General features: G+C 64.6%; 28 protein-coding genes. 16 read left to right on the top strand and 12 right to left on the bottom strand.

Features of this window, described 5'->3' with window-relative positions:
* Window positions 1–141 precede the first annotated feature (141 nt).
* The 5 genes from C479_RS02430 (at window position 142) to C479_RS02410 (ending at window position 4,282) form a co-directional block, all read left to right on the top strand.
* Entirely contained in the window at window positions 142–600 is a 459-nt protein-coding gene (locus tag C479_RS02430; RefSeq protein ID WP_007697324.1) for a DUF7109 family protein, read from the top strand.
* Window positions 601–603: 3 nt separating this feature from the next.
* Window positions 604–1,191 (top strand): NUDIX hydrolase, encoded by a 588-nt coding sequence (locus tag C479_RS02425; RefSeq protein ID WP_007697323.1) that lies wholly within the window; start codon window positions 604–606, stop codon window positions 1,189–1,191.
* Between the two features lie 200 nt (window positions 1,192–1,391).
* Window positions 1,392–2,195, top strand: a complete 804-nt coding sequence (locus tag C479_RS02420; RefSeq protein ID WP_007697315.1) for a DUF7388 family protein — start codon at window positions 1,392–1,394, stop codon at window positions 2,193–2,195.
* Window positions 2,196–2,330: 135 nt separating this feature from the next.
* Window positions 2,331–3,095: a creatininase family protein gene (locus tag C479_RS02415; protein WP_007697314.1), complete on the top strand. Its 765-nt coding sequence runs from the start codon at window positions 2,331–2,333 to the stop codon at window positions 3,093–3,095.
* On the top strand, window positions 3,092–4,282 hold the full coding sequence (locus tag C479_RS02410) for an NAD(P)/FAD-dependent oxidoreductase (protein WP_007697310.1): 1,191 nt from the start codon (window positions 3,092–3,094) through the stop codon (window positions 4,280–4,282). The genes C479_RS02415 and C479_RS02410 overlap by 4 nt, the downstream gene beginning before the upstream one ends.
* 57 nt (window positions 4,283–4,339) lie before the next feature.
* On the opposite strand, the gene C479_RS02405 is transcribed toward C479_RS02410, so the two are convergent.
* Both C479_RS02405 and C479_RS16430 read right to left on the bottom strand, forming a co-directional pair.
* Window positions 4,340–4,765 (bottom strand): Hsp20/alpha crystallin family protein, encoded by a 426-nt coding sequence (locus C479_RS02405; protein WP_007697308.1) that lies wholly within the window; start codon window positions 4,763–4,765, stop codon window positions 4,340–4,342.
* A 254-nt stretch (window positions 4,766–5,019) separates the two neighbouring features.
* Complete coding sequence (locus C479_RS16430) at window positions 5,020–5,178, bottom strand: DUF7559 family protein (protein WP_007697305.1); 159 nt, start codon at window positions 5,176–5,178, stop codon at window positions 5,020–5,022.
* A 215-nt stretch (window positions 5,179–5,393) separates the two neighbouring features.
* Here C479_RS16430 and C479_RS02400 point away from each other — a divergent pair, with 215 nt between their 5' ends.
* Both C479_RS02400 and C479_RS02395 read left to right on the top strand, forming a co-directional pair.
* Window positions 5,394–7,106 (top strand): radical SAM protein, encoded by a 1,713-nt coding sequence (locus tag C479_RS02400; protein ID WP_007697303.1) that lies wholly within the window; start codon window positions 5,394–5,396, stop codon window positions 7,104–7,106.
* Window positions 7,107–7,199: 93 nt separating this feature from the next.
* The gene (locus C479_RS02395) at window positions 7,200–7,604 is read left to right on the top strand and encodes a TRAM domain-containing protein (protein WP_007697301.1); all 405 of its coding nucleotides are present in this window, start codon (window positions 7,200–7,202) and stop codon (window positions 7,602–7,604) included.
* Between the two features lie 99 nt (window positions 7,605–7,703).
* On the opposite strand, the gene C479_RS02390 is transcribed toward C479_RS02395, so the two are convergent.
* From C479_RS02390 to C479_RS02380, 3 genes are read right to left on the bottom strand one after another with little or no spacing between them, the layout of a single operon-like run.
* On the bottom strand, window positions 7,704–8,468 hold the full coding sequence (locus C479_RS02390) for a YkgJ family cysteine cluster protein (protein ID WP_007697299.1): 765 nt from the start codon (window positions 8,466–8,468) through the stop codon (window positions 7,704–7,706).
* A 37-nt stretch (window positions 8,469–8,505) separates the two neighbouring features.
* The gene (locus C479_RS02385) at window positions 8,506–9,300 is read right to left on the bottom strand and encodes an MBL fold metallo-hydrolase (protein ID WP_007697298.1); all 795 of its coding nucleotides are present in this window, start codon (window positions 9,298–9,300) and stop codon (window positions 8,506–8,508) included.
* A gap of 31 nt (window positions 9,301–9,331) precedes the next feature.
* Window positions 9,332–9,622, bottom strand: a complete 291-nt coding sequence (locus C479_RS02380) for a MarR family transcriptional regulator (RefSeq protein WP_007697296.1) — start codon at window positions 9,620–9,622, stop codon at window positions 9,332–9,334.
* 318 nt (window positions 9,623–9,940) lie between these two features.
* On the opposite strand from C479_RS02380, the gene C479_RS02375 reads away from it, so the two are divergent.
* Together C479_RS02375 and C479_RS02370 are read left to right on the top strand one after the other, a co-directional pair.
* Complete coding sequence (locus C479_RS02375; RefSeq protein ID WP_007697294.1) at window positions 9,941–10,660, top strand: class I SAM-dependent methyltransferase; 720 nt, start codon at window positions 9,941–9,943, stop codon at window positions 10,658–10,660.
* 71 nt (window positions 10,661–10,731) lie between these two features.
* The gene (locus C479_RS02370) at window positions 10,732–11,628 is read left to right on the top strand and encodes a glycosyltransferase family 2 protein (RefSeq protein WP_007697291.1); all 897 of its coding nucleotides are present in this window, start codon (window positions 10,732–10,734) and stop codon (window positions 11,626–11,628) included.
* An 88-nt stretch (window positions 11,629–11,716) separates the two neighbouring features.
* On the opposite strand, the gene C479_RS02365 is transcribed toward C479_RS02370, so the two are convergent.
* Both C479_RS02365 and C479_RS02360 read right to left on the bottom strand, forming a co-directional pair.
* Window positions 11,717–12,502 carry an enoyl-CoA hydratase/isomerase family protein gene (locus C479_RS02365; RefSeq protein WP_049907015.1) on the bottom strand — a complete coding sequence of 262 codons (786 nt, stop codon included), beginning with the start codon at window positions 12,500–12,502 and terminating at the stop codon, window positions 11,717–11,719.
* A 164-nt stretch (window positions 12,503–12,666) separates the two neighbouring features.
* The gene (locus C479_RS02360; RefSeq protein WP_007697288.1) at window positions 12,667–13,482 is read right to left on the bottom strand and encodes an amidohydrolase family protein; all 816 of its coding nucleotides are present in this window, start codon (window positions 13,480–13,482) and stop codon (window positions 12,667–12,669) included.
* Window positions 13,483–13,733: 251 nt separating this feature from the next.
* Between C479_RS02360 and thsA the strand changes: the two genes are divergently transcribed.
* Window positions 13,734–15,278, top strand: a complete 1,545-nt coding sequence (gene thsA, locus C479_RS02355; RefSeq protein WP_007697287.1) for a thermosome subunit alpha — start codon at window positions 13,734–13,736, stop codon at window positions 15,276–15,278.
* Between the two features lie 207 nt (window positions 15,279–15,485).
* Window positions 15,486–15,854 (top strand): HalOD1 output domain-containing protein, encoded by a 369-nt coding sequence (locus C479_RS02350; RefSeq protein ID WP_152415780.1) that lies wholly within the window; start codon window positions 15,486–15,488, stop codon window positions 15,852–15,854.
* Window positions 15,855–15,918: 64 nt separating this feature from the next.
* Here C479_RS02350 and C479_RS02345 read toward each other — a convergent pair whose 3' ends face one another.
* Both C479_RS02345 and C479_RS02340 read right to left on the bottom strand, forming a co-directional pair.
* Window positions 15,919–16,677: an SAM hydrolase/SAM-dependent halogenase family protein gene (locus C479_RS02345; RefSeq protein WP_007697284.1), complete on the bottom strand. Its 759-nt coding sequence runs from the start codon at window positions 16,675–16,677 to the stop codon at window positions 15,919–15,921.
* Window positions 16,678–16,752: 75 nt separating this feature from the next.
* A complete protein-coding gene (locus C479_RS02340) occupies window positions 16,753–17,340 on the bottom strand; it encodes a hypothetical protein (RefSeq protein ID WP_007697282.1) in 588 nt (195 codons plus the stop codon).
* A gap of 226 nt (window positions 17,341–17,566) precedes the next feature.
* Here C479_RS02340 and C479_RS02335 point away from each other — a divergent pair, with 226 nt between their 5' ends.
* Window positions 17,567–18,421 carry a 3-hydroxyacyl-CoA dehydrogenase family protein gene (locus C479_RS02335; RefSeq protein WP_007697281.1) on the top strand — a complete coding sequence of 285 codons (855 nt, stop codon included), beginning with the start codon at window positions 17,567–17,569 and terminating at the stop codon, window positions 18,419–18,421.
* 139 nt (window positions 18,422–18,560) lie between these two features.
* Here C479_RS02335 and C479_RS02330 read toward each other — a convergent pair whose 3' ends face one another.
* Window positions 18,561–19,613, bottom strand: a complete 1,053-nt coding sequence (locus tag C479_RS02330) for a phytoene/squalene synthase family protein (RefSeq protein WP_007697279.1) — start codon at window positions 19,611–19,613, stop codon at window positions 18,561–18,563.
* A 158-nt stretch (window positions 19,614–19,771) separates the two neighbouring features.
* Between C479_RS02330 and C479_RS02325 the strand changes: the two genes are divergently transcribed.
* Window positions 19,772–20,944, top strand: coding sequence for an acyl-CoA dehydrogenase (locus C479_RS02325; RefSeq protein ID WP_007697277.1), 1,173 nt, complete (start codon window positions 19,772–19,774; stop codon window positions 20,942–20,944).
* A 313-nt stretch (window positions 20,945–21,257) separates the two neighbouring features.
* A complete protein-coding gene (locus tag C479_RS02320) occupies window positions 21,258–22,562 on the top strand; it encodes a digeranylgeranylglycerophospholipid reductase (RefSeq protein WP_007697275.1) in 1,305 nt (434 codons plus the stop codon).
* Between the two features lie 75 nt (window positions 22,563–22,637).
* On the opposite strand, the gene C479_RS02315 is transcribed toward C479_RS02320, so the two are convergent.
* The gene (locus C479_RS02315) at window positions 22,638–22,913 is read right to left on the bottom strand and encodes a PadR family transcriptional regulator (RefSeq protein ID WP_007697273.1); all 276 of its coding nucleotides are present in this window, start codon (window positions 22,911–22,913) and stop codon (window positions 22,638–22,640) included.
* A 122-nt stretch (window positions 22,914–23,035) separates the two neighbouring features.
* Between C479_RS02315 and C479_RS02310 the strand changes: the two genes are divergently transcribed.
* Together C479_RS02310 and C479_RS02305 are read left to right on the top strand one after the other, a co-directional pair.
* On the top strand, window positions 23,036–23,323 hold the full coding sequence (locus C479_RS02310) for a DUF7111 family protein (RefSeq protein ID WP_007697271.1): 288 nt from the start codon (window positions 23,036–23,038) through the stop codon (window positions 23,321–23,323).
* Window positions 23,324–23,416: 93 nt separating this feature from the next.
* Window positions 23,417–24,850 (top strand): heme o synthase, encoded by a 1,434-nt coding sequence (locus C479_RS02305; protein WP_007697269.1) that lies wholly within the window; start codon window positions 23,417–23,419, stop codon window positions 24,848–24,850.
* 60 nt (window positions 24,851–24,910) lie between these two features.
* On the opposite strand, the gene C479_RS02300 is transcribed toward C479_RS02305, so the two are convergent.
* Entirely contained in the window at window positions 24,911–25,900 is a 990-nt protein-coding gene (locus C479_RS02300) for an aldo/keto reductase (RefSeq protein ID WP_007697266.1), read from the bottom strand.
* Window positions 25,901–26,002 lie beyond the last annotated feature (102 nt).

Genomic DNA, 26,002 nt, shown 5'->3' with positions numbered 1-26,002 from the left:
AAATGATCGGGTGGGGTGATGACACCTCGGTCACTGGTCACATTCACGGCTCGGTCATCGATCACCCTCGCAGGTCGGTCACCGGTCCTGGCGCGCGCACGAGTCAGAAAGCGCTAACTGTCCGCCGTGACTCCCACCGGTATGGACCTGACGGCGGACGAGCTAGCAGGGATCGTCGACCTCTTCGGCGCGGTCACCGACGACGAACTCGGGCGGGCGCTCGACGAGCTCGCCGCCCGAACCGGTGAGTCGGCGCTCGCCGACGCCGCGGCGATCGAGACTGCGCTCGAATCGTTCACGTTGCTCGCGTACGAGGTCGACGGCGAACCTGGGTATGCGGTTGGCCCGACGTCATTTCCGACGCTGCCGCCCCACGCGGAGGACCTCCCACACATCCTCGACGTGCCACATCGCTCGCCCGACGCAGCCGAACTCGGCCGCGTGGCCGGTGAGCGATTCGCCGACGAGGTCGCCGACGCGATCGCAGCGGACGATACCGAGCGGGCGCGCGAGCTCCTCGACCTGAGTTACGACGTCGAGGCGTGGGCACCGGTCGAGCTGTCGGACGAACGATCCCGTCTCGACGAGCTCACGTCCTGAGCGATGGACGGGTTCGACATCGAACCGATCGCTCGCCACTCGCCCACGTCGATCGACGACCAGCCGAGCGACGCCGCCGTCCTCGTTCCGATCATCGATCGACCCGACGGGCCAGCCCTGTTGTTCACCAAACGCGCGGAGCACCTCGGCGAGCACCCCGGGCAGATGAGCTTCCCCGGCGGTGGCGTGGAACCGGAAGACGACACGCTCCGGAACACCGCGCTCCGGGAAGCCCACGAGGAGATCGGCCTCGATCCGGCGGCACCGACGGTGATCGGCCGCCTCGACGACATCAGCACCATTACCGGCTACGCGGTGACGCCGTTCGTCGCACGCGTTCTGGACAGGGAATACGAGCCGGACGACGGCGAGGTCGCCGAGATCGTCGTCATCTCGCTGTCGGAACTGCTCGATCCGGCCACGTACACGACTGAGGTACACGACCACCCGACCGAGGGGCCGACGATCATCCACTACTTCCACGTCGGCGAGTACACGGTCTGGGGCGCAACGGCGCGCATCCTCGTCCAGTTTCTGGATCTCGCGACCGACTTTCAGCCCACCACCGACGTCGATCGTGTCGATGGCTAGTCGACTCTTTCGGCGGTGACCACGTCTGACACGAACCTGGCTCCCTGTGACGACGGCCCCGTGAGTGGTCCCCACGAGAGGGGGTCGAACGTCACCCTTTTGTACGGCGACGAACTTGCCTGTACTACATGGTCTCACAGACGATGGATCGAGTTCCGCGCCGATTCTAGCACTGCCGTCGTCTCGACCGGTGATCGACGATGTTGACCGAAAATACCACACACGGTACCGGCAGGTGCGTCGAACGAATCGGACTCGACGGGCTCGCACTCAAGCCCACGGAGACGGCGATCGAAGCGCTCGAGTCCGTCCCGGTGGAGACGCTGACGATCGATTACGAAGGCACCGAATCACTCCCGTCGGCCGAGGTGCTGGCTCGCCTCGGGGCGGACGCCGACGTCCGCGTGACGACGCCGGTGCGAGCCGACGGGTTCGACCCGCTGGGTGACGATTCGCTAGCGACGGCGCTCCCGGGCGAGGTCGGCCGCGTGCTGGTCGCCGGTCATCCGGCGTATCTCTCGGCCGACGAGCGCCGACGGGCCGTCGCCCCGCGACTCGGGTCGGCACTCGAGACCGATCCCGACGCCTGGGTCGGCTCCGAGAGCATCGAACGGATCGCCATGGCGACCGGTGCCGGGCAGTTCGACCTCCTCACGGCCACCACCGAACGCGAAGTACGGGCGCTTCGGGCGGCCGGATTCGACGGCGACGTCGCCGTCTACGCGCCGACGGTCCTCTCCGACGACGAGGACGTCCTGCTGGACGCCGTCGGCGACTACGTCTCGCGCCGGCCGGCGGTCGCGAACGCGCTGCCGACGGACGCGCCGACCGACGCGACTGCGACCGGCCAGGCCAGAGAAACGCTGCTCGCCGGTATCGACGATTTCGCCCTGGCCGGCACCGTGGAAACCGTCAGTGAGCGCATCGACCGACTGCGATCGATCGGCGTCACGACGGTCGTGGGCTACCCGGCTCGCGGTCTCGACACCCTTCTCGAATCCTGAGTCGCGTTCGGTCCGCGTTTCGACGCTGATCACGTTCCATCGAGGCGCGAACCGAATCGTTTTGGGCGGCGCGGGGTTCCGGATTCTCGGTGGCAACCACCCACACGTAAGTGGGTGCCGAACTCACTCCGAGGCATGCCAACACTCGCGACGAAGTCGAGTCCCGATTCGGCCGAGGCGATCGAACGGGCGGAGGTGGCGGTCCTCCCGACCGGGAGTACGGAACAGCACGGCCCGGCGCTCCCGCTGGGGATGGACCACTACGCAGCCCGGGCGTTCGCCAAAGAGGCAGCGACGGACGACACCGTTCTCGCACTGCCGACGATTCCGGTCGGCGTCAGCCCGCATCACATGCAGTTCGACGGCTCGCTCACCGTCTCCCCGGAGACGTTCGCGGCGTACGTTCGTGAGACGATCGAGAGCCTGTCCTCGCATGGGCTCCGGAAGGTGATCGTGGTCAACGGGCACGGCGGCAACATCGACGCGCTCTCGCAGGTCGCACGCGATCTGCGAGCGAGTGAAACCGCCTATGCGCCGACGTGGAACTGGTGGGACGCGGTCGAGGATCTCGCCGACGACCTCTTCGACGAAGCGGGCGGGCACGCGGACGCAGCCGAATCGAGTCTCGTCTGGCACCTTCACGAGGAGTACGTGGATCCTGATTCACTCGAAATGGCCGAGGCAGACGGCGCGGATGCCTGGGGAGAACGGGTTCACGGCGCCACTATCGGTTTCGACACCATCGACTTCACCGAGAGCGGCGCCGTGGGAAAGCCGACACAGGCCTCGCCCGAGAAGGGCGAACAGCTGTTCGACGAGGCTGCGACGGCGCTGTCGGCGCTGGCAGACTGGCTGGCCGAACGACCGATCGACGACTGCTGGCAGCGAGCGCACAAATGACGGCAGACACTCCTCCCGCCGAGGCGGAACTCGCCGTGGGTGCGGACGCGTTCGTCGACGAGGGCGCCGGCTGGACGATCGCCGTCGTCGGCGCGGGCGCGATCGGGGCGACCTGCGCCTACGATCTCGCCCGACGCGGCGCTGACGTGACGCTGTACGACCGTGGCTCGATAGCGAGCGGTTCGAGTGGCCGTGCGGCCGGGATCTGCTACGCCGCCTTCGCCGACGGGCTCGATGCGGAGATCGGTCGCGAGTCGATCGAACGATTCCGTCACCTGTCGGGCGACGAGACGTTCCCGTTCGTCGAGTGTCCGTACGTCTGGCTTGCTCGCGAAGGAGACGATCAGCGAGCCGCGGTGATCCGCGAGGACGTCGAACGCATGCAGGCACAGGACGTCGTTGCGGTCGCGATGGACGGCGACGCGCTGGGCGAGCGCTTCGAGACGCTTCGGACGGACGACGTCGCCGTCGCCGGCGTCGCGGGAGCAGCGGGTTACACGGATCCCGGCAGATACACGGCCTGTCTCGCGGCGGCCGCCGACGGGGCCGGGGCGACGCTTCGCCCCGAGACGCCCGTCTCGGTGTCGACGGATCCGGCGGCCGTCACGGAATCGGCGTCGGACACGACGACCGAGTACGACGCCGTCGTCGTCACGGCCGGCGCGCACTCGAAAGCGGTCCTCGCCGACGCCGGGATCGATATCGCGATGAAGCCCTATCGGGTGAAAGCGCTCGTCGCGGACGCCGCCTACCCGGAACCGATGTGTTTCGACGCGACCGAGGACTTCTACGTCAGGCCCCACCCCGAGGGACTCCTGGCCGGGAACGGGACGGAACTGGTCGAAGCGGATCCGGACGACTGGGAACGGTCGGCGCCCGCCGACTTTGCATCGTCGCTCGCCGAGCGCGTCACCCACCGGTTTCCGTCGCTCGAACCGACGGTCGAACGCGCCTGGTCGGGGCTCTGTACGGCCACGCCGGACCACGACCCGCTCGTCGGCGCGGTTGCCGACGGCCTGTACGTCGCGACCGGCTTCCAGGGCCACGGATTCATGCGCGCGCCCGAGATCGGGGACAGGCTGGCCGCACAGGTACTCGGGGAGGAGACGCTGGATGCATTCGACCCAACCCGATTCGACGGCACCGAGTCGTTCGAGATCAGTGCCGGTATGACGATTCCAGAATAGCGAGATTGCGGGCTGACGTCTCGACACGTGGACTATTGGTTGATCACCGAATCGAAGTCAGTCGTCGATCGGAATCTCTTCGCCTGCGACTTCGGCTGGTTCTGCCTCCGTCGCTTTGGGGAGTTCGATCTTCACCGTTCCAACGGGGCTGAGCCGTGCTGTTCCGGCCTCCGGATCCACGACGGCGTCGTCGGGAAGGGTAATCTCGGTCGAGAGTTCGACCGCCCGGCCGCGGTAGCTGGCCCCGGTCGACTCCTCGTTCGGACGCTCTCGCTCGACGGTGACCTGGACGTGTCCGTCGTAGTAGCGGATGTCGAGTCCGGCCGCGTCGGCGCCGGGCGTGTCGACGATGAGGAGGTAACTTCGATCGTTTTCGAGGAGATCGGCATCGAGCGATCGAACGTGTTGGACGGCGCTTGCGAGGCGACCGGTTCCTCGATACAGCTGGGTGGTGACCGAGGCGGGGAGCGTCCGCAGGTTCACGGGCACGCACCTCGTGGAGGGGCGGGGCGAGCGGGGACCGTGGTGGGTGACGGAAAACGTGCCATCGTCTGTCACGAGCGGCTACGCCGCCCCCAATTATATCTCTTGTGTTCGGACAAAATAATCGTCAGACGTTCGCGCCGTTGATCCCATCGACTGGGCCCGTGTAACGGCTCGATGTCTTCTGACTCTGTGTAACGGAATGCACAAACGTGCGCGTGGCGGGTCCCCGCCAGCTGCGGGTTCGACTCGCTCTAGAGTTCGATCTGTTCGAGCGACTCGGTTTCGCCACAGACTGGACAGGAGACCGTGGCAGGGTCGTGGTCGTCCGGTCGATCGTAGGTGTAGTGGAGTTCGAACATGTCCAGAAAACACTCGTCGTTCGGACAGCGGACTTCGGCGGTTGATGGCATGTCACTCCCTTGGGACCGATCGCCCTTAGCCACTGGGATGGCGTCCACGGCTGTCCGGTTTCGGTGATCGTGGAAAAAGGCAGCGTGTTTGCGGTCGGTGCGGTGTGGACGTGGTGAGTGCGTCACGTTGTCCGCTCCGGACATCCGTACCAGCCAGGACCCGGCGGCGGTGTCGGTCAGACAGCGTTTTCCCGCTCGGGTCAGTACGAAGTGGCATGACCGACCCCGAGACGCTCTCCGTGACGCTCGTCGATGGCTACGTCGACGAACCGGCTCACTTCGGGGTACCGCCGTACATTTCGACGTATCCGCGATACACGGCCGGTGCGCTAGTCGACGCCGGTGTGCCGGCCGAGTCGATCACGTATCACACGATCGACGGACTCCGGGACGAGCAGCCCCGCTGGCGCGACGTCGACGAAGCGGATCTGCTGATTTACTTGGGTGGGATCACCGTCCCCGGCAAGTACGTCGGGGGAACGCCAGCCGAACCAGACGAAGTGAAAGAACTCGCCTGGACAGCGAGCGGAACGACGCTGATGGGCGGCCCAGTCAAGTTCGGCGTCGGCGACGCCAACGAGGGGGCGATCGAGACCGAACGACAGGACCTCGACTTCGACTTCGTCGCGAAGGGCGACGTTGAGGCGGCCGCGTACGACCTCGTTGACAACGGACTGGAGGGATTCGGCGACCGGATGCGCGACGTCTCGGAGGTAACGCGCTGGGCGCGCCAGGGCGCCTTCGTCGTCGAACAGCACCCGAACCATCCCGAGTACTTGATCTGCGAACTCGAGACCTCGCGCGGCTGTGCGTACCGCTGTTCGTTTTGCACGGAACCGCTGTACGGCGACCCGACGTTCCGACCGCCGGAGACCGTCGTCGACGAAGTCGACGCGCTCTCGGCGTACGGCGTCTCCCACTTTCGCCTCGGACGGCAGGCGGATATGCTCGCCTACGGTGGCGACGGCGAAGCGCCCAACCCCGACGCGCTGGAGGCCCTGTACGGCGGTATCCGTGAGGTCGCTCCTGACCTCGAGACGCTCCACCTCGACAATATCAACCCAGTGACGATCGCTCGCTGGCCCGAGGCCGCCCGCCGCGGCCTCGAGATCATCGCCCGGTACAACACACCGGGGGACACGGCTGCGTTCGGCCTGGAATCGGCCGATCCGGTCGTCCAGGAAGCGAACAATCTGGCGGTCTCGACCGAGGAGTGTCTCGAGGCGGTTCGTATCGTCAACGAGGCCGGCGGCTGGAGACCCGGCGAGGATCCGGCGGAAGCTCCGACGTTCGGGGACGATGCGGCCGATCGGTTGCCGAAGTTGCTCCCCGGGATCAACCTCGTCCACGGGCTGCAGGGCGAACGCCCGGAGACCTACGAGCACAATCTCGACTTTCTCCACCGTGTCTACGACGAGGGACTACTCCTGCGACGCGTGAACATCCGCCAGGTGATGGCGTTCGCCGGCACTGAGATGTCAGAGACGGGCGCGGACATCGCGATCGAGCACAAACAGCAGTTCAAACCGTACAAACGCCAGGTCCGCGAGGAGATCGACAATCCGATGCTACAGCGGCTGGCGCCCCCGGGAACCGTGCTCCCCGACGTCCACCTCGAGTACCACCAGGACGGCAAGACGTTCGGCCGCCAGCTCGGCACGTACCCGCTCCTGGTGGCGATTCCAGGCGAGCGACCGCTCGGACAGACGTTGGACGTCGCTATCGTCGACCACGGGTATCGCTCTGTGACTGGCGTCCCACACCCGCTCGATCTGAACGAGGCGTCGCTCGACGAACTCGAAGTGATCCCCGGAATCGGCCGTTCCCGAGCCGGTGATATCGTCGTCAACCGGCCGTACTCGTCGGTCACCGACGTCGACGTCGGCGACGACCTCGACCTTTCCCCGTTCACTGTCGCCTCGCAGTGAGGCTGCAGCCTCCGGAGAATCCTCGATTCCCCGGCTTGTGGTGCCGGTAGAACTATTAGGGTCGATCTGTACTGGCCACGTGAGGGTTTACCTGTGGAAATCTCTGAAAAGTTACTGTGTCTGTTCAGCACGGATATTTCCGAAGAGGACGACCGGTACGTCATCGAGGTACCGAAACACGAGATCGAGACCGGCGACGTCGATCCGGACTCGATCTATCGCGTTGCCCTGATCGCTCGCGAGACGGCCGAGTCGACCGATTCGGTGAGTACGACTCCGACGTCGAACCCCGGCGAGCCCCGTCCCCCGGTCGAGATCGGCGAGACGCGATACGTCGAAATCGAGGACATTGGCAAACAGGGCGACGGCATCGCCCGTGTCGAGCGCGGGTACGTCATCATCGTTCCCGGTGCCGACGTCGGCGAACGCGTCAAAGTCGAGGTGAGTGAGGTCAAGTCGAACTTCGCTGTCGGCGAGATCATCGAAGAGACGTTCTAATCTGTCAGTCCACGCCGATCGGGGCCACCAGCTCGAAGCCCGGGTGTGTCCCGGACCGATGGCGTCTGTCAGTTGGCCTCGACGACAGCGCAGCGGTAGTTATTCGAGTTCTCTCTGCACTGGTCGTCCATCGGGCCGTTTTGCCCCTTCCGAGTCGTGGACGACAACCTCGTCGACCTGATCGATGGGCTCGTAGGCATCCGTGACGGCGATCGCCTCTTCAAGTTCCGTGATCGCGCGTTCTCGTAACGCCCGGGCCATCGATTCGGCCGCGTCCCGATCCATCGATCGACCGAGTCCCTCACACTCGTGGGCCCGGACGAGTCCCGCTTCGTCGACTGCGTCGCCGAGCGGTTGCGTCGTGCCGTCGAGGGCGATGCTGAACGGGTAGGTTTGACAGATGAGCGGGCGATCCTCGTGGATGGTACAGCCACCCTCGCCGCTTCCCCCGTCGTAAAACGCGCAGTCGCCGCAGGCGTCGGTCTGGAGCGCCCACTCGAACGTCTCGCCGCTCGTCGTTCCATCGTCGTTCGTCTCGACGCCGAACGGCATCGGCCGGGCGACGTCTCGCCAGTCGACATTGACTTCCTCATCGGCTGTCTCTGCGAGGCGTTCGCGTATCGTTCTGATCTCGTCGGGGAAGACGGTGGCCGTGTGGGGCGATGTGTCGGCGTTCCCGCTTCCCGTGTCGCCTCCGCAGTCGGTCTCTGCACGACAGCAGGCGCCGCAGTGGGTGCACTCGAACCCGATCGACTGGACGGCGTCCGCGAGCTCCGCGACGGAGAGTGACCGTGCCCGTTCGAGTGCGTCTTCGAGTGAGGTCGATGCGGCCTCACCGTCGCTCGTGTCGTCCGAATCGCTCACGACTGCACGTAGACGGCGAGGGGCAAAAGTCCGCCGTTCACCGGTCCGTCGGCGTCGCCGTCGATCCGTCCCAGGACAGCTCGCCGTCCGCCGCGAGTTTGTCGAGGTGGGTGACGACGGTGGCCTGTGCAAGGTCTCTGACGCCGGTCAGGTCCTTGTCGTAGGCGATTTCGAGAATCTCTTCCGGCTTCCTTCCACCCCGCTCGACGGCGTCCTTGATCCGTCGTTCTCGCCGCTCTCGATGGGTGACGAGCCGATCGATCGTCCCCTCCGGATCCTCGATCGGCGGCCCGTGGCCTGGCAACAACGTCGGGGGGTCGAGCGTGCGAAGCCGCTGTAGCGAGGCGAGGTACGCTCGCATGTCCGCCCCCTCGCCACCGACGACCACGCTGCCGTCACGAACGGCACAGTCGCCACAGCAGACCGGCCCGTCGTCGCCGACGACCAGCCCGACGTGATCCGGGGCGTGCCCTGGTAGCGCCATGACGCGTACGGTTCCGTCGCCGACAGTGAGACGGTTGCCGTCGGTAAACGTGTCGTCGGGCGGGCGACCGGTGGCCCGCTCGAAGCGAGATTCGACCCCATCGAGGGCCCAGCAGGTCACAGGTCGATCGATGTGTGTCGCGTAGTGGCCGACTGCGCCGACGTGGTCCGGATGTGCGTGCGTCACGACGATGTGCTCGACCCCGCGGTTGCGAACTAGTTCGTCGAGCGTCTCACTGCTGTCGGCGGGATCAACCAGTATCGCTGGATCTCGACCGAGAACGTACGCGTTCGTTCGACCGCCCGGAGCCCGCGTGTCCGTCGTGATCGCGCTTCGGACGACGTCCATACCTCGCCGTAGTCTCAGGACGACGAAATGTCTATCGGCCCGGGGCGATGGTCCGGAAGTAGACGAGTTTTCTGGCGTCGTCGAAACTGTGTCGAGAGTCGACCAGTCCGACGTCTTCTAGGCGGTTCAGCGCGTATCGGACCGTCCGGTCCGGGAGCAACGTTTCCTCGACGAGTTCCCCCTGGGCGAGGGGCTCGTCGGTTTCGAGCACTTTCGCGACGAGCTTCGCACTCGGCGGAAGGTCACGCAATCGGTCGCGGTATTCGGTCGGCGTCAGTCCTTCGGTGGCTTGCGGACGTTCACTCGGGGTACGAGTGCTCATGTCTGACAGCGCGCCGTCGGTGTTGGTAAAGGTTCTCCCTATTGAGGTCCATATTGTTTATGCTGTTTAATGTATATTAGGTCGGTTAATTCCGATGGTGTAGTCCGAGGCTGTCGACCCTTGTTTTCCCGCGGTTAGTGCTGATTCCCGGCAGTTGGACGTCCACTCGACTCTGTGCTGGCCACGGCCTGGCAGGCCTTCGACACGTGGTTCCGATACGAACGTTCGTGTGATTTCCGCTTGTAAATTGGATACGAATACAGCGGTGGGGCAAGTCCAGTATTGTTTTATCCCCCCGGGAATCTATCAACCACTAGCGTGAAGGGACAGGAGTGGTACCAGGCCGACGACGTCGCCGCTGAGTACGACGATAAACGGTTTTCGAGAGGTGGACAGCTCATCGACTTCAGGGAAAAGGCCGCCGTGTTGGACGCGCTCTCCCCGCTCGAGGACAAACGGGTGCTGGAAATCGCCTGTGGGACCGGTCGGTTTACCGTGATGCTCGCCGATCGCGGCGCCGACGTCGTGGGGCTCGATATCTCCGCCGCGATGCTCCAGCAAGGCCGGACGAAGGCCCAGGCTGCGGGCGTCGCGGACAATCTGGAGTTCCTCCGAGGTGATGCTGGGCGACTGCCGTTCCCGGACGACCACTTCGATACCGTCGTTGCGATGCGGTTTTTCCACCTCGCGGACGATCCGCACGCGTTCTTACAGGAGATGCGACGGGTGAGTCGCGACCAGATCGTCTTCGATACGTTCAACCGCTATTCGACTCGCAGCATCTACAACTGGGCGCTGCCGATGGGATCGCGCCTCTACTCCGCGCGGGAGGTACACGCGCTCCTCGAGGCGAACGATCTGTCGTTGTCCAACGTTTCGGACGATTTCCTCCTGCCGTACGGGCTGTATCGCATTACGCCGAACGTGCTCGCGTCGCCGCTACGGTCGCTGGATCGTCTTCTTGGCAACGCTCCATTCGTCGATCGACTCTCGTCAGTCTCGTACTGGGATGCGACAGTGGACGAGCCTGTCGAGTAATTACCAGATTGGGGCCCTGCGAGCGGTCCGAGGCGGCGAATTTATACACCCCCGCCGTCAGATTGTTCGCTATGAAGCTCTCGGTCGTCCTCTCGACACTCAACAACCGGGAGCGACTCTGCGGGGCGCTCGACGAACTGGCGACCGTCCTGGGAGCTGACGACGAAGTGATCGTCGTCAACGGCCCCTCGACGGACGGGACGACCGGAACGATCCGGGCGCGCGACGACGTAGACGTGCTCGTCGAGATCTCGGAACGGAGTCTGAGTGTCTCGCGTAACGCCGGGCTCGATCACGTCCGTGGCGATGCGGTCGCCTTCCTCGACGACGCGTGTCTCGTGGAATCGGGCTGGCGCGACGGCATCGAGACGGCCCTCTCGGCGGGTGCCGACGTCGTCACTGGCCCTGTCACCGGAAACCCCGACAGTTCGGAGACCATGGAGGTGTTCGCCGTCGCCGGTCGGACCGTGACCCCGATTCCTGGCAACAACGTTGCGTTTACTGTGCCCGTCCTCGACTGTCTCGACGGATTCGACGAATATCTCGACCCCGGGAGCACGATCGACTGTGCACACCGGCTTGCAGGCGGTGACTTCGACGTCGTCTCGTCCGGGAACATGACGGCCCGGTGGGCCGGCGAGTCATCCGAGGGGGAAGCGCCGGAGTGGGGGAAACGATACCGATCGATCGGCTATCGGCTGGCGAAAAATTACGGGATCCACCCGGCTATTCTTGCCCGGACTCTCGGCAGAGCGTTACTCGACGGGTTCGACGACGCCCGCTGTGTCCTCCGTGGCGAGACGGCGCTCACGGGGTGGGTCAGAAACGGCGTCGACGTGACGTCGAACGCCATCCGTGGCCTTCGAGACGGCCTCAAAGCGCGATACGGGGGCGATTCACCTCGACGGAATCCCCGCGGCGTCTCGAGTCGACAGGACCGGGCGGTCCAGGTGTACGACCGGCGGTGACGTGGGCGGATTCTGGGACGCAGGTGATGCTTTAGTGTCGAGCGGCCGGCCACTTCGTCTCGATCGACTGGCAGCTCTTCGATCGGTATCACTCACCAGTGAACTCCGGGTCGCGATCCTCGATGTGAGCAGCGACCCCTTCGGTGACGTCTCGCGTGTCCCTGAGCGTCTCCCCGAGTGACCGTTCGTAGGCGAGCCCACGCTCGAGCGGCATTTCTAACGCGGCAGTGAGCGCTTTCTTGGCGTTCTGGATCGCCAGTGGTGCCTTCTCGGCGATGTCGTCCGCGAGCGCTTTCGCGCAGTCGTCGACGGTGCCCGGGTCGCAGACTTCGTGGACGAGCCCGATGCGTTCGGCTTCGTCGGGGTCGATGTAGTCGCCGGTCAGGACCAGCTCCGTCGCCTTCGAGAGCCCGATCAATCTCGGAAGCCGTTGTGTGCCGCCACCCTGGGGAAACAGTCCCATATTCGTCTCGACGAGTCCGTACGTCGCGTCGCTGCCCAGCACACGGAGGTCACAGGCGAGCGTGAGTTCGAACGCGGCCGCCGGGGCAGCGCCTTTGATGCCCGCGACGACGGGTTGTCGGACGGATTCGACGAGCGAGAGCAACTGCGGGAACGCGTCGTCGCTGATCGGGTCCGATTCCGCACGCTGGCTGACCAGTTCGAGGTCCATTCCGGCCGAGAAGACCGGTCCCTCTCCAAGGAGCGCGATAGCTCGGATGTCGTCGTCGGCGTCGAGGCGACGAAAGGCCTCGGTGAGGTCCTTGACGAGGTCGGTCGTCATCGCGTTTCGTTTCCCCGGGCGGGACAGGTAGATGTCCGCCCGGTGTCCAGCACGCTGGATCGCCGCGAGGCCACTTCCCACTGATCGCATACTCGGACGGTCTTACCCACCACTCTTAAATCTCCCCGACGGTCCATCGATTCCATCGAGGGACTGCCAGGACCGGGCGGCCTCTCGAGGCTCGGCGAGGGGTGTGGTAACCCGTTTTAGGGCTGGTTTCTCTCCAGGACGGCTCCGTCGTCCAGCGTGTGGACTCACTCCAGTGCTGTGACGACGCGCACGGCGTTCTTCGAGAACGCCCGGGTGAGTTTATCGGCGGAGACGTCGAGCGTCAACAGTTCCATGACGGCCACATTCGGGTGACTCGCCGGTGTGCCGCTGCCGAAGAGGACGCGGTCGGGGTGTTCTCTGAGTGCTCGTTCGAGCTGGTCGCGATAGCGAACGAGGCTCGTGTCGACGTAACACCCGTCGTAGGTATCGAGGAGCTCGATCATCTCGTCCATGAGTCCGCGTTGTAACGGGTGGCCACCGAAGTGACCGACGACGATCGGGAACGATCGGTCCAGAAGCGTCGCCGCGAGTTCGCCTGGGGGTGCGTCGATTCCACCCGAGACGACGACCGGGAGGTCGACGTCTTCGAGCGTCGCGAGGACGGCCTCGTCAGGCAACCCGTCGATCGCGGGATCCAGCGTAAAGCCGTGGAACCGGTCGTCGTAGGCGTACTGCTCGACGTCTTCGGGGTCGACGTGACACTCCTGGCGGCGACTGATCGCGTTCGTGAGTCGACTTCTGGGGTCGTCACCGATCGATCGGTGGCCGTTGATCCGGGCGAAGGCGACGAACGGGCGGTCGACACTCAATCGGGCGACACCGTTGTTCGCCTGCAGGTAGTTTGCCTCCGGTCGGGGGGTCGGACTCACGATGGCGCGGACGATTCCCGCCTGATGCATCTCCCGTTCGAGTCGGTCCGGGGAGACCGGTCTCCCTCGATCGCGATAGGCAGACTCTCGCTCCGGAGTCAGCCTCGCGTTGACGTCGACCACCCGGAACCCGTGCTCCAGCTCCAGCATTCACCAGGTTGTTTGGGCCCCCCACATATCGGACTACCGGCTGTCGTGTGTGGTCCGCTCTCGACCGATCGAGTGGGGGGATCGACCTATTTCGTCTCCCCGCCGAACGACCCATGTCGATCCTCCCCTGTCACTGTCTACCAATCGCAAGAGGGAGACGATTCCGAGGGAAACGCTTATATAGAAGTGCTGATGATATATTTAGTGAGGCATACACCATGGCACAACAGCAACGCATGGGTGGACAACCGATGTTCATCCTCAACGAGGACAGTCAGCGAACGGAGGGTCGCGACGCCCAGTCGTCGAACATCATGGCCGGGAAGGCGGTCGCCGAATCGGTTCGAACGACGCTCGGCCCGCGCGGCATGGACAAGATGCTCGTCGACTCGGGTGGCGAGGTCGTCATCACGAACGACGGCGCGACCATTCTGGAGGAGATGGACATCGAGCATCCGGCGGCGCAGATGATCGTCGAAGTCTCCGAAACCCAGGAGGCCGAGGTCGGTGACGGGACCACGACCGCGGCCGTCATCGCTGGCAATCTCCTCGCCGAGGCCGAAGACCTCCTCGAACAGGACGTCCACGCGACGACCATCGTCGAGGGCTACCACGAGGCCGCGCGCATCGCCCTCGACGCCATCGAGGATCAGGTACTCGACGTCGAGGTCGACGACGAGCTGCTCGCCCAGGTCGGCAAGTCGAGCATGACGGGCAAAGGAACCGGCGGCCTCACCCCGGCCGAGCTCGCCGAGACCGTCGTCACCGCGATCGGTCACGTCGCCGACGACGATGGCGTCCGCCGCGACGATGTCTCCGTCTACACGCAGGTCGGTGCCTCCTCGAGTGCAACCGAACTGGTCGAGGGCATCGTTCTCGACGAGGAGCCGGCTCACGACGCGATGCCATCGACCGTCGAGGACGCCGATATCGCGATCCTCGACGTTGCGCTGGAGATCCAGACCGGCGAGATCGACGCGGAGTACGCGATCGACTCCATCGATCAGCTCAACGCGGCACTCGACGCCGAGGAGAGCGAACTGCGCGGCTACGCCGAGGAGATCGTCGACTCCGGCGTGGACGTCGTCTTCAACACGGACGACGTCGATGACCGCGTCGCCTCGTTCTTGGCGAACGAAGGCGTCCTCGTCTTCGAGGGGCTCGGGAACTCGGACACGCGCAAGATCGCATCGGCCACCGGCGCTCGTCGCGTCGGCGCGCTCGAGGACCTGGACACCGAGGACTTCGGCCACGCCGACCGGATCCGGACGGACTCCTACGGCGACGACGACCTCGCCTTCGTCGAGGGCGGTGCTGCGGCCGAGGCCGTCACCGTCTTCGTGCGCGGCGGCACCGACCACATCGTCGACGAACTCGAACGCGCGGTGGGTGACGCCCTGGACGTCGTCGCGACCGCCCGCGAGTCCGGGGAGGTCGTCCCCGGCGCCGGCGCCAGCGAGATCGCCATCGCCGACCGCATCCGTGCCAAGGCGGCCGGCATCGAAGGTCGCAGTCAGCTCGCCGTCAACGCCTTCGCAGACGCCATCGACGTGATCCCGCGCACGCTCGCCTCGAACACCGGTCGCGATCCGATCGACACACTGGTCGATCTCCGCGCCGAACACGAGTCCGAGGGCCGCGCCGGCCTTGTCACCGACGGCGAGACGGTCACGATCGCCGACCCCGTCGAACACGGCGTCGTCGATCCCGCCGACGTCAAGCGCGAGGCGATCGAGAGCGCGGCCGAGGCCGCGACGATGATCGCGCGCATCGACGACGTCATCGCCGCCGAATAACCGCTCTCCGAGTCGGTTACCGCCGATACGATACGCTCTCAAACTTTTTTGCCAAATTGGGTATCGCCCGCTGTCGGTTTTCACAACGTATTCTGCTATATCCGACTAACTAGTGAGGTAAAATGCAGGATATGTGCGCAACTCTCCCTGTTTCGGGTGACATTCCTCGATAGTGTTAAGTGTTATCATATACCTATGTATGGTGGGATGGTCCGAAACGAGCGGGGAGGACACACTCGGCGTATCGACACCGTGGATGGGACGGCCATCTACCGGGACGAGCGCCACGAGACGTACTACGCTCGAATCCCGTTCGACCAGCGCGATCCCGTGCTGACAGTCCTTCTCTCGCTCGTCGCTCGAACGACGGATCGAGACCGCCTCGAACTCGCGCCGCTCACCGACGTCGTCGATCCGGACGCCCTCGAACGGTTCGTTGCTCACTGGGCAGATTCCGGAACGGACGACGAACCAGTTGCACGCCTTTCGTTCACGTACGAAGGGTGCGACGTTACGATCAGTGCGAGCGGTGAAATCGTCGTCTCACCGGTTGATGGCGTCTCTCCACCGGAGTGAGTGTGTCTTCGTTCGCACCTGTATCGATCGTACTCGATCCCTCTCACCTGTGGACAGCACTGGGTCAGTCCCAGGTGAGGGTGACCGAGTCCCCCGCGGTCACGTCGAACACGTCCTCGCCGCGCCCTCGATTGACGGCGAGTTCGACGAGGCCATGACTGCCCGAGAGTACGACGGGATCGCCTGGATCGACGGCGTCGAACGCCCGCCCGACGGTCGCGGTCGAATCGTCGACGTGAACTGCCTCACGCCCGTCGAGTACCTCGCCAGGGACGTTCGTCACGCAATTGCCGAACTCGTCGACGATCAGGATCTCACCGCGGGCCCGGGTGGACTCGACCTGTGGCTCGGGGAGCTGGTACGCTACCGGATCGTCGATCGGCGTGAGTCCGTCGATCGTGGCGAGGTCGTCCCAGTCGTGGTCGTGTACCGTCGCAGCCATCGGGGCGAAGACGTCTCGACCGTGAAACGTGTGCTCCTCGGCGTCCGCGTCGTCGATCGCGAACCACTCGACGGATTCCGTTCCGGCGAGTCGACGGGCGATAGGAGCGAGGATTCCGTTGTCAGGTCCGACGAGGACGTGTTCGCCGGCGGCACAGACGAGTGCCCGTCGATCCGTCCGTACCCCGGGATCGACGACGATGACGTGAACTGCAGGCGGAAAGGACGGGAGCATCTCCCGCAGCCAGAAGGCGCCGGCGCGAACGTCCTGCCTGGGAAGGTCGTGTGTGACGTCCACGACGCGTGCGTCGCTCTGACTGTAGATGACGCCGGCCATCGCGGCCGGGTACAGCGAGCCGAAGTCTGAAGCGAGTGTGATCATACGACGGGGAAGTATCCGTGTCCGCTTGAGACTGTGGTCGTGCCCGGGTCCTTCCGCAGTCGCCTCACTCGTGGCTCACTCGCGAAGCAGTTCGCGTGCGTTGTGTCGCCAGGTGCGCACGTGTAACACGTCGAGGTCGAGAACGGAGGCGACTTCGCCGGCGTGGATCGTCGCCAGCCGTTCGGCCGAGCGGATCCCAGCTTCGGCGAGTTGGTCGGCGTTTGAGCCACCGACGCCGGTCACGGCAGTCACTGGGGTTGGTCGGGGATACGGCCGTTCGTCCGGCGTTTCGGTCGTGGTCGGGATCGAGCGCTCGCCCGCGTGTTCGAACCCCTGCCAGTCCTCGTCCGCGCTGGCGGCGATCCAGGCTCGTTCTGCGTCGCCCAGTCCCGAGACGGCCTCCGATCGATCGTCGAGGTCTCCTTCTGTCTGGTACGACCAGGGCAGGGAGAAGGTGCGTCGAAGCGCCTCAGCCGCCGATTCCTCCAGTCCGCCATCGAGCAGTTGCCGGTAGGAGTACTCTTTCTCCGCGACACCCGCCGGATCGATCCCGACGGATTCGAGATCGGCTGGCTCGACGCCTGCACCCTCGAGGCGTGACCGCTCGTCGGCTTCGAGTGGTCGGACGCTCGGTGTCTCGATGACGTCGTTATCGCTCGCCATACAGGTTGTCTGACTCTGACGGTCGGTCACCTAAAACGTTACCCTCCCGGCGCCCCTTGAACGAGTGGACGACCGACACCGGTCGATTCAGGCTGTCGTTGAACGGCGTAATCGGGTGCCGGATCGGCCACTCACCGGTACGCGATCCATCTGGCTCTCCGTCATCGCCAGCCGACGACCACGTCGGATCGTCACCGTAATGAGATTGTCGCTGGAACGCAGAGGTATGATTCGAGACGAGCTCGACCGGATCGGCGTCGTCGGTGCAGGAACGATGGGCAGCGGCATCGCCCAGGTGGCGGCGACCGGTGGTTACGACGTCGTGATGCGAGATATCGAACGCGAGTACGTCGACAGCGGGTTCGAGACGATCGAGGACAGCCTCGATCGCCTCGCCGAGCGGGACGCGCTCCCGGACGACCCACAGACGATTCGCGACCGGATCGAGGGAACGACGGACCTGGCAGACCTGGCCGAGTGCGACGTCGTCATCGAGGCCGCCCTCGAGAAACTCGACGTCAAGCGGGACATCTTCGCCGACCTCGAAGCGGCCTGTGACGACGACGTCGTGCTCGCGACGAACACGAGCACGCTATCGATCACGTCGATCGCCGGCGACCTCGATCGTCCGGAGCGCGTCGTCGGCCTGCACTTCATGAATCCCGTCCCGATCATGGAGGGCGTGGAGGTCGTGGTCGGCGAGAAGACCGTCGACGACGCCGTCGACCTGGCCCACGAGTTGGCCGAGGATCTGGGGAAGACGACCTGGGAGTCCGACGACAAACCGGGCTTCGTCACGAACCGCATCCTCATGCCGTGGATCAACGAGGGAATCCGCGCCTTCGACGAGGGTGTCGCCTCGAAGGAGGATATCGACGCCGGCATGGAACTGGGAACGAACGTGCCGATGGGGCCGCTCACCCTCGCCGATCACATCGGCCTCGACATCTGCCTCCACGCATCGGAGACGCTGCACGAGGAACTCGGCGACCGGTACAAGCCTGCGTACCTCCTGAAGCGCAAGGTCGAAGCCGGCGATCTCGGGAAGAAGACGGGCGAAGGATTCTACGAGTACGACTGACGGTTCCGTTTTTTTTTGTCGTTTGTCGTCTCTCCGATCACCCGCAAGCGTCCTCTTGCCGTTTCTCGCCATTTCTCCGTTGAGGGCCGCAGTCCAGTGTAAATTTTAGATTGGTCGATCGAACGCCTGGGAATGAGGCCTATCGGTGGAGCGGTTCGGACGCCATCGTCTGGCGCAGTTCGTCGAGTTCCCCTCGAGAAACGCCGGTATCGAACCGCTGGATGACGGTGTAGACTTCCTCGCGCGCGAGTTTGACGTCACCCGTTCGAACGACGTCTTTCGACCGCTGGCGCAGTTCTCGGAGGGTGCCGACCGCGAGTAGATACGGAATCGCCCAGGCAGAGAGGTTGTTTCCGCGGTGCTCGGGGAGGATTTCGAGGTAACGGTGCGCGTCGTCGAGGTAGCGCTCCGCCCGATCGACGACGCGACGGACGACCGTGGTTACCTCCTGGTGATTGTCGGTGTCGGTGACGGCGTCGGGCGCGACCGCTTCCTCGGCGAGCCACTCGGCGGGGAGGTAGACGTTGTTCTCTTCGTGGTAGTCCGACCGGACGTCTTTCGCGATGTTGACGAGCTGCAACAACAGGGCGAACGACCGTGCGTTGTCCCTGAGCTCCGCGGTGCGTTCTGGGGAACTATCACGGACGAGGAGTTCCGTGATGAGCGTCCCGACGGTGCCGGCGGCGTACCAGCAATATTCTTCGAGTTCGTCTATCGTCTGGAGACGAAGTCCACCCTCGTCGGCGTAGCGTTCGGTGAACATCGCCATGCCGCCGACCAGTTCCCGGATCGGGTCGCGCATGAGCTCGCGAGGTTCGTCGTCGAGGGTCTCGAACGCCCGAAAGACTCGCGCGGTCTCCGCGACGACCGTCCAGTCGGCGGATCGCTCGTCCGGCTCCGGGAGCCACGGGCTGACCGCGTCCACGAACTGGTCGACGGTGTACTCGTCGGTCGGATCCAACAGTCTATCGTACTCGGTGAGGAGGTCGGACTGGGCGGACGGGGGAACGTGACCGGCATCTTCGATCGTATCGGCGATCCGACAGAGGAGATAGCCGACGCAGATCTGGCGTGCCATCGGCTCTTCGAGGCGGTCGATCGTGATCGAAAAGGTTCTCGAGACGCCGTGGACCGCGTCGAAACACCAGTCGAGATCGGACGACAGTGCTGGTGAAGGGGAGCCGGAACTCATCTGGTTGCTGGACGTACGGGCCTGGGTGGGAAAAACCTCGGGGGCGAGCCACGGCCGGGACGATTCGGCTGCAGACATCGGTGCGGCTAGCGGGTCTACACCAGCGTCGAGCGTGGCCGATTGATAACTGTAAAGGAGAGCGGCCCGCTACCGGGCGTATGGATTTCACGCTCTCACCGGAGCAACAACAGATCCGTGACATGGTCGCGGAGTTCGTCGACGAGGAGGTCGTCCCACGCGCAGCCGAAATCGACCACGAGGACGCGTTCCCTCACGATCTCGTCACCGCAATGGGCGAACTTGGATTGATGGGGATGCCGTTCCCCGAGGAGTACGGTGGCGCCGGACTCGACTACCACTCCTACGCGATCGGGCTCGAAGAGATCTCTCGCGGCTCCGGCGGACTCGGAACTATCGTCGCCGCGCATACCTCACTGGCGGGGAACATGCTCTACGAGTTCGGGGACGAGTCCCAGAAAGAACAGTACCTGACGCCGCTTGCGGAGGGGCAGGATGTCGGCGCATTTGCGCTGTCCGAGCCCGGTGCGGGAAGCGACGTCCCCGCGATGGAGACCACCGCGGAGCCGGTCGGCGACGGTGCCGACCACGCCGACGCTGAGCCGGATGCCTACCGCCTGAACGGCGGTAAGCTCTGGATCTCGAACGGATCCGAAGCGGAGACGGTCACCGTCTTCGCGAAGACCGATCCCGAAGCGGGCAACAAAGGCATCTCGTCGTTCGTCGTCCGCCCGTCGGAAGACGACGGTTTCTACGTGGAGGGAACGGAGGACAAACTCGGCGACAAGGGCTGTCCGACCGCCGAACTCAGGTTCGACGACCTGGAGATTCCAGCCGACCGACGCCTCGGGGACGAGGGTGATGGGTTCGTGCAGGCACTCAAGACGCTGAACGGCGGCCGTATCACGATCGCCGCTCGCGGGGTCGGCATCGCCCGGGCGGCGTTCGAGGAGGCTCGCGATTATGCATCCGACCGCGAACAGTTCGGCCAGCCGATCGGGGAGTTCCAGGCGATCAAGCACAAACTCGCCGACATGGACACGAAGATTCAGGCCGCGAAACTCCTGATGCACAAGGCGGCGGACAACAAGATTCGCGGCGAGGAGTACATCAAGGAGGCTGCACAAGCGAAACTCTACGCCAGCGAGGTCTCGCGAGAGGTGGCCAACGAGGGCATCCAGATCCACGGCGGCTACGGCTATACGAAGGACTTCCCCGCCGAACGCTTCTACCGCGACGCGAAACTCAACGAGATCTACGAGGGAACGAGCGAAGTCCTGCGGAACACGATCGGCGATCGACTGCTCGAGTAAGCTGGTCGACCGTTCAGGAGAGCCGATCGACTGGACGACTGAGTCGATTGCTTCGAGAGCCGATCGACTGCTCGGGAGAGCCGAACGATTGTTCGAATGGGCGATCGGTTGGCCTCGACGCTCCGGCTGGGGCTCGGAAACTGTCTTCGTCGGGGGGCAAAAGTGACAGAAAAACGATTGGTGTCGGGGCTGGACCGGAGCGTGAAACCTGCCGAGAAGCCTCCGTAGCGACTGGCATTCTTGCTGCAGTGACGAACAGGATCCCGGATCGATTCACCAAGACTCATTATACAGGCTGGATAAGTATTCGCTAATGAGCGAACAGTACGACGTAATCGTGGCGGGCGCTGGGCCCGCTGGCGCCCAGTGTGCGCGCGACTTGGCGACACGGGGGTACGACGTGGTCGTCCTCGAGACGGAGAGCGAGGACGCCTTCCCCACGACGAGTAACAAGTCGACGGCCGGAACGTTCCCGTCGATGATCACCTCGTTCGGCGTCCCCGACGACGTGGTGATGAACTTCACCGACAAGGTCGTTCTCGAGTCGCCGAACAATCACTACACGCGACACCATCCGGGTGCGGTCCTCGAATTTGCCGACTTCAAGCAGTGGCTCGTCGAGGACGGACGCGAAGCGGGCGCCGAGTACCGGTTCGATGCACGCGTTACCGGCCCCGTGATGGAGAACGGCCAGATCGCGGGCGTCGAGTACAACGGATCCGAGGAAGTACGCGCCGAGATCACGATCGACGCGACGGGCCCCAGCGCACCGCTCGCGAAAGCGCTGAACGTGAGCAAACTCGAACGGGAAAACCACGCCATCGGCATCGAGTACGAACTCACCGGCGTCGACCTGAATCACCCAGACTTCGGTGACCTCTCCGACGCGATGATGCTCCGGCTCGATCACGACCTCGCTCCGGGCGGCTACTCCTGGATCTTCCACACCGGGGCGGACGAGGCCAAGGTCGGCCTCTGTTACATCCAGAACGACAGTCACAGACAGAACGCCCGTGATGGCTTCTCGGTCGACGACTACATGGAGTACTGGCTCGATAGGGACCCCCGCTTTGCCGACGCCGAGCGCAAGGAAGGTGTCCAGCACCGCGGTTCGGCCCACATCCAGATGCCCGGCGACCTCTCGACGGATCGGTTCATGGCCATCGGCGACACGGTCCCCTCTATCGATCCGATCTGGGGGGAGGGAATCCACAAAGGTATGAAGTCGGCACGCGCAGCCGCCATCACCGTCGAAGCTGCCCTCGACAAGGGGATGACCGACACGAGCGCCGAGCAGATGAGCATCTACGATCGGCTCTGGCATCGAGACGTCGCACCCAACCAGCGGCGGCGCCTCCTGATGACCGAACTGCTCTATCTGGCCGACAACGATCGATACGATCGGTTCATGGAGGACCTCCACGGGATGGACGAGGCGACGATGCGGAAGCTGAACAACGGCAATCCGCTCGCGGTTGCGAACCTGCTTCACTTCGACGACAGGGCGCTGCTCACCGAATTCGTCCGGGACAAAGTCGCCATCGACTTCGACGGCTTCTTCCCAAAACCGTTCAACAAGCGCCGGAGTAACGCGTCGGCAGCCTTCGAGTTCGACTGACGCGTCGATCGTCGAATCGCGTTTTCCGGTTGGTCCGTTCTATCTTTCCCGGTGAGGATGCGCCGTGCGTGTCGGTCACGCTGTCTGTTCCGTGAGCCACGAGACGTGTTCGTCGAGTCGGTCCTGGCCGGCGTCGGTGAGTGTGTACACGTCGTGGAGGCCGTCCGTGCGCTTTTCGACGAATCCGGCGTCGACCAGTGCGGAGAGCGAGCCGTAGAAGCCGCTCGGATCGATCCGTTGCTCGTAGTGTGATTCGAGGGCGGATTTCACCTGTTGGCCACGCCGTTCTTCGGAGCCGGCGAGCAGGTAACAGATGTCGCGCCGCCGGCCGCTCTGGAGCCACCTGGACATACGGGACTCTCACGCGAGCGTCGTGTCGGGTGTTTCGGTTTCGCCCGATCGCGACCGCCCGCTCGATCGAGTGTCCGCCGGCTATCGACAGGTTCCCGTACCTCGGCGAGTGACGAGAACGTATGACCGACGACGCGGTCACGAAACGGGCACATGGGATCGTCGCGAGGTACCACGAGACCGACGACGAGCGGATTCTCACATTTGAGGACGAATCGGGAGACGGGACGGCGGCCGTCGCCCAGAACATCGACGGATACGCGATGTTGAAGGTCCGTACGGCGTCCGACGGAGACGAACTCGAACGCTATTACGGATTCGACATGGCGCTCGATCACGTCGGAGAGCGCCTCGCTGTCGCGCCAACTGCACTGCCGATTCCGGACCCGGCCAGCGACATGGGAATGTAGTGTCACCCACGAGCTACCCACCACTTTGGTCGAGACCGCCGCCACGAAAGCGGGACCCCTAAGTAACGCCGGCCGAAGTATTCGGCACGAACCGTGACTTCAGCCCGTTTCCCGTCGCCGATCGAGAGCACCTCGCGATTTACGGGGCTCCTCACGGCGACGGCCCTTGGCGTCTATCTACTGATTCTCGTTGGGGCGACGACGTCGATCACCGAGGCCGCTGCCTCGTGTTCGACCTGGCCCGGGTGTGGCCAGCCGGTCGATCCGATTACCGAGACCGAACTGGCGATCGCCCTGGGACACCGGATCGCCGCACTTGTCGTCGCCGGCCTCGTTCTCGTCTCGACGGCGGTCGCCTGGCTCGGGGACAGCTCTCGACGTGTTCGCTACACACTCTCGCTCGGACTCGTCCTCTACGGCGTGCAGATCGCCGTCGGCGCCGTGACGGCGACGATGGGGCCTGACGCGATCGTTCCCGGCCTCCACCTCGCGCTCGGCGTGGTCGTTTTCGGTGCCGTCGTCCTCGCACTCGCCTGGGACCTGGAACTGGCCACGGGAACGGCGGAGTCGATCGACCGTTCCGTCGCCACGACACCCGCTGAACCCGTAGTCGATGCCGCGGAAACGGCCGGACGATCACTCCCCGAGAGCCGCCTCGGACGCGTTCGCCTCCTCGCGAAAGCCTATCTCTCGATGACCAAACCGCGATTGATGTGGCTCCTCTGTCTCGTCGCCGCGGCTGGGATGGCACTCGCCGCCGGCCCTGCTCTCGACGCGGGGACCGTCGTTGCGACACTTGCCGGCGGGGTTCTCGCGATCGGGGCGTCGGGCACGTTCAATCACGTCCTCGAACGAGACGTCGATCGACGGATGAATCGGACGTCCGATCGACCCCTGGCGCTGGATCTCGTCCCGGTCAGAAACGCCATCCTGTTCGGCTTCCTCCTCGCGGGCGCCTCGCTCTCGGTCTTTCTCACCGTCAACGTCCTCGCGGCCGCACTCGGACTGCTCGCGATCGCCTTCTACAGCGTCGTCTACACGCTAGTGTTGAAACCCAATACGGTCCAGAATACGGTCATCGGTGGCTTCGCCGGCGCGCTCCCGGCGCTCATCGGGTGGGCGGCCGTCACGAACGAGATCGGCGTCCCCGCCCTCGCGCTCGCGGGACTTATCTTCCTCTGGACGCCGGCGCACTTCTACAACCTGGCGTTGGCCTACCGCGACGACTACGAGCGTGGCGGTTTTCCGATGCTATCGGTCGTTCGCGGTGAAACTGTCACGCGAAAACACATCGTCTACTACCTCGGAGCGACCCTCGTCGGCGCCGCCGGACTCGCCTGGGTCACCGACCTCGGCGCCATCTACGCGGGAGCCGTCGCCGTCTTCGGGGCGATCTTCCTCTGGGCAGCCGTGGAACTACACTTCACCCAGACTGAACGCGCAGCGATGCGCACCTTCCACGCCTCGAACGCCTTCCTCGGTGCCGTCCTCGTCTCGATTCTCGTCGACGCGATGCTCGTCCTGTAAGCCAAGCCCACCGGTGACGATCGACGCTCGAAACGAGGCAAAGAAAACCCGTAGCGGTTGTTACTGCCGAGCGTCGGCGATCCGGTCGAAGTCGTCGTCGGTAAGTTCGACGTCCACGGCACCGACGTTTTCCTCGAGTTGTTCGGGCGTCCGCGCGCCGACGATCGGCACGCAGGTGAATCGATCCTGGTCCATCAGCCAGCGCAGCGAGACCTGCGCGGGCGTCGCGTCCCGTTCGTCGGCGACGGCCTCGACCGCGTCGAGGACGTTCCAGGCGGTGTCGGTCGCGTAGTACTCGCCGAAGCGATCTTCGAGCGTCGCGCGCGACCCGTCCGGGGCTTCGACGGAGCCGTCGTCGGCGCGGTCGTACTTCCCGGTGAGGAAGCCGCCGGCCAGCGGCGAGTAGGGGCAGACGGCGAGGTCCTGATCGGCACAGAGATCGAGGTAGTCCCCGACCTGATCGTAGTGAGCGGCGTTGACCATCGGCTGGGTGACGTCGAAGCGCTCCAACCCCTCGACGTCGCTGGTCCACAGCGCCTTGGTCAACTTCCAGGCGGCCATCGACGAGGCGCCGAGGTAGTTGACTTTCCCCTCGCGGACGAGCTCCGTCAGCGTCTGCATGGTCTCGCGGATGGGTGTCTCGTCGTCCCAGCGGTGGATGTAATAGAGGTCGAGGTAGTCCGTTCCGAGCCGATCGAGCGTCCCCTCGATCTGACGGCGAATGTGCTTGCGTCCGAGCCCGGAGTCGTTCGGACCGGGTTCGCCCCAGCCGTCGAACGGGAAGTAGACCTTCGAAGCGAGGACGAAGTCCTCACGGTTTCGGCCCTCCAGCCACTCGCCGATCCACTCCTCGCTCGTGCCGTCGGGATCGCCGTAGACGTTCGCCGTGTCGATGAAGTTGATTCCGTGGTCCGCGACGGCGTTGAGGAGGTCGTGGGCTTCCTCCTTCGTGGTTTCGACCTCGTCACCGTGGCGCTTGCCGAAGCGCCAGGTGCCGAAGCAGAGTCGCGATACCGTCGTGCCGGTGTTGCCGAGCGTGACGTACTCCATAGGCGGGTGGGTGTTTCATCGGCACCGAAAAAACCCCTCGGGTGGCGGAACACTCCCTGCTCGTGGCGTGCGGTTCCACCCGTGGCCGCCGTCTCGGCCGGG

The organism is Halovivax asiaticus JCM 14624 (assembly GCF_000337515.1).
Taxonomy (GTDB): Archaea; Halobacteriota; Halobacteria; order Halobacteriales; family Natrialbaceae; genus Halovivax; species Halovivax asiaticus.
Note: the sequence above shows the minus strand (reverse complement) of the source record. Positions and strands in the feature narration are given on the sequence as shown.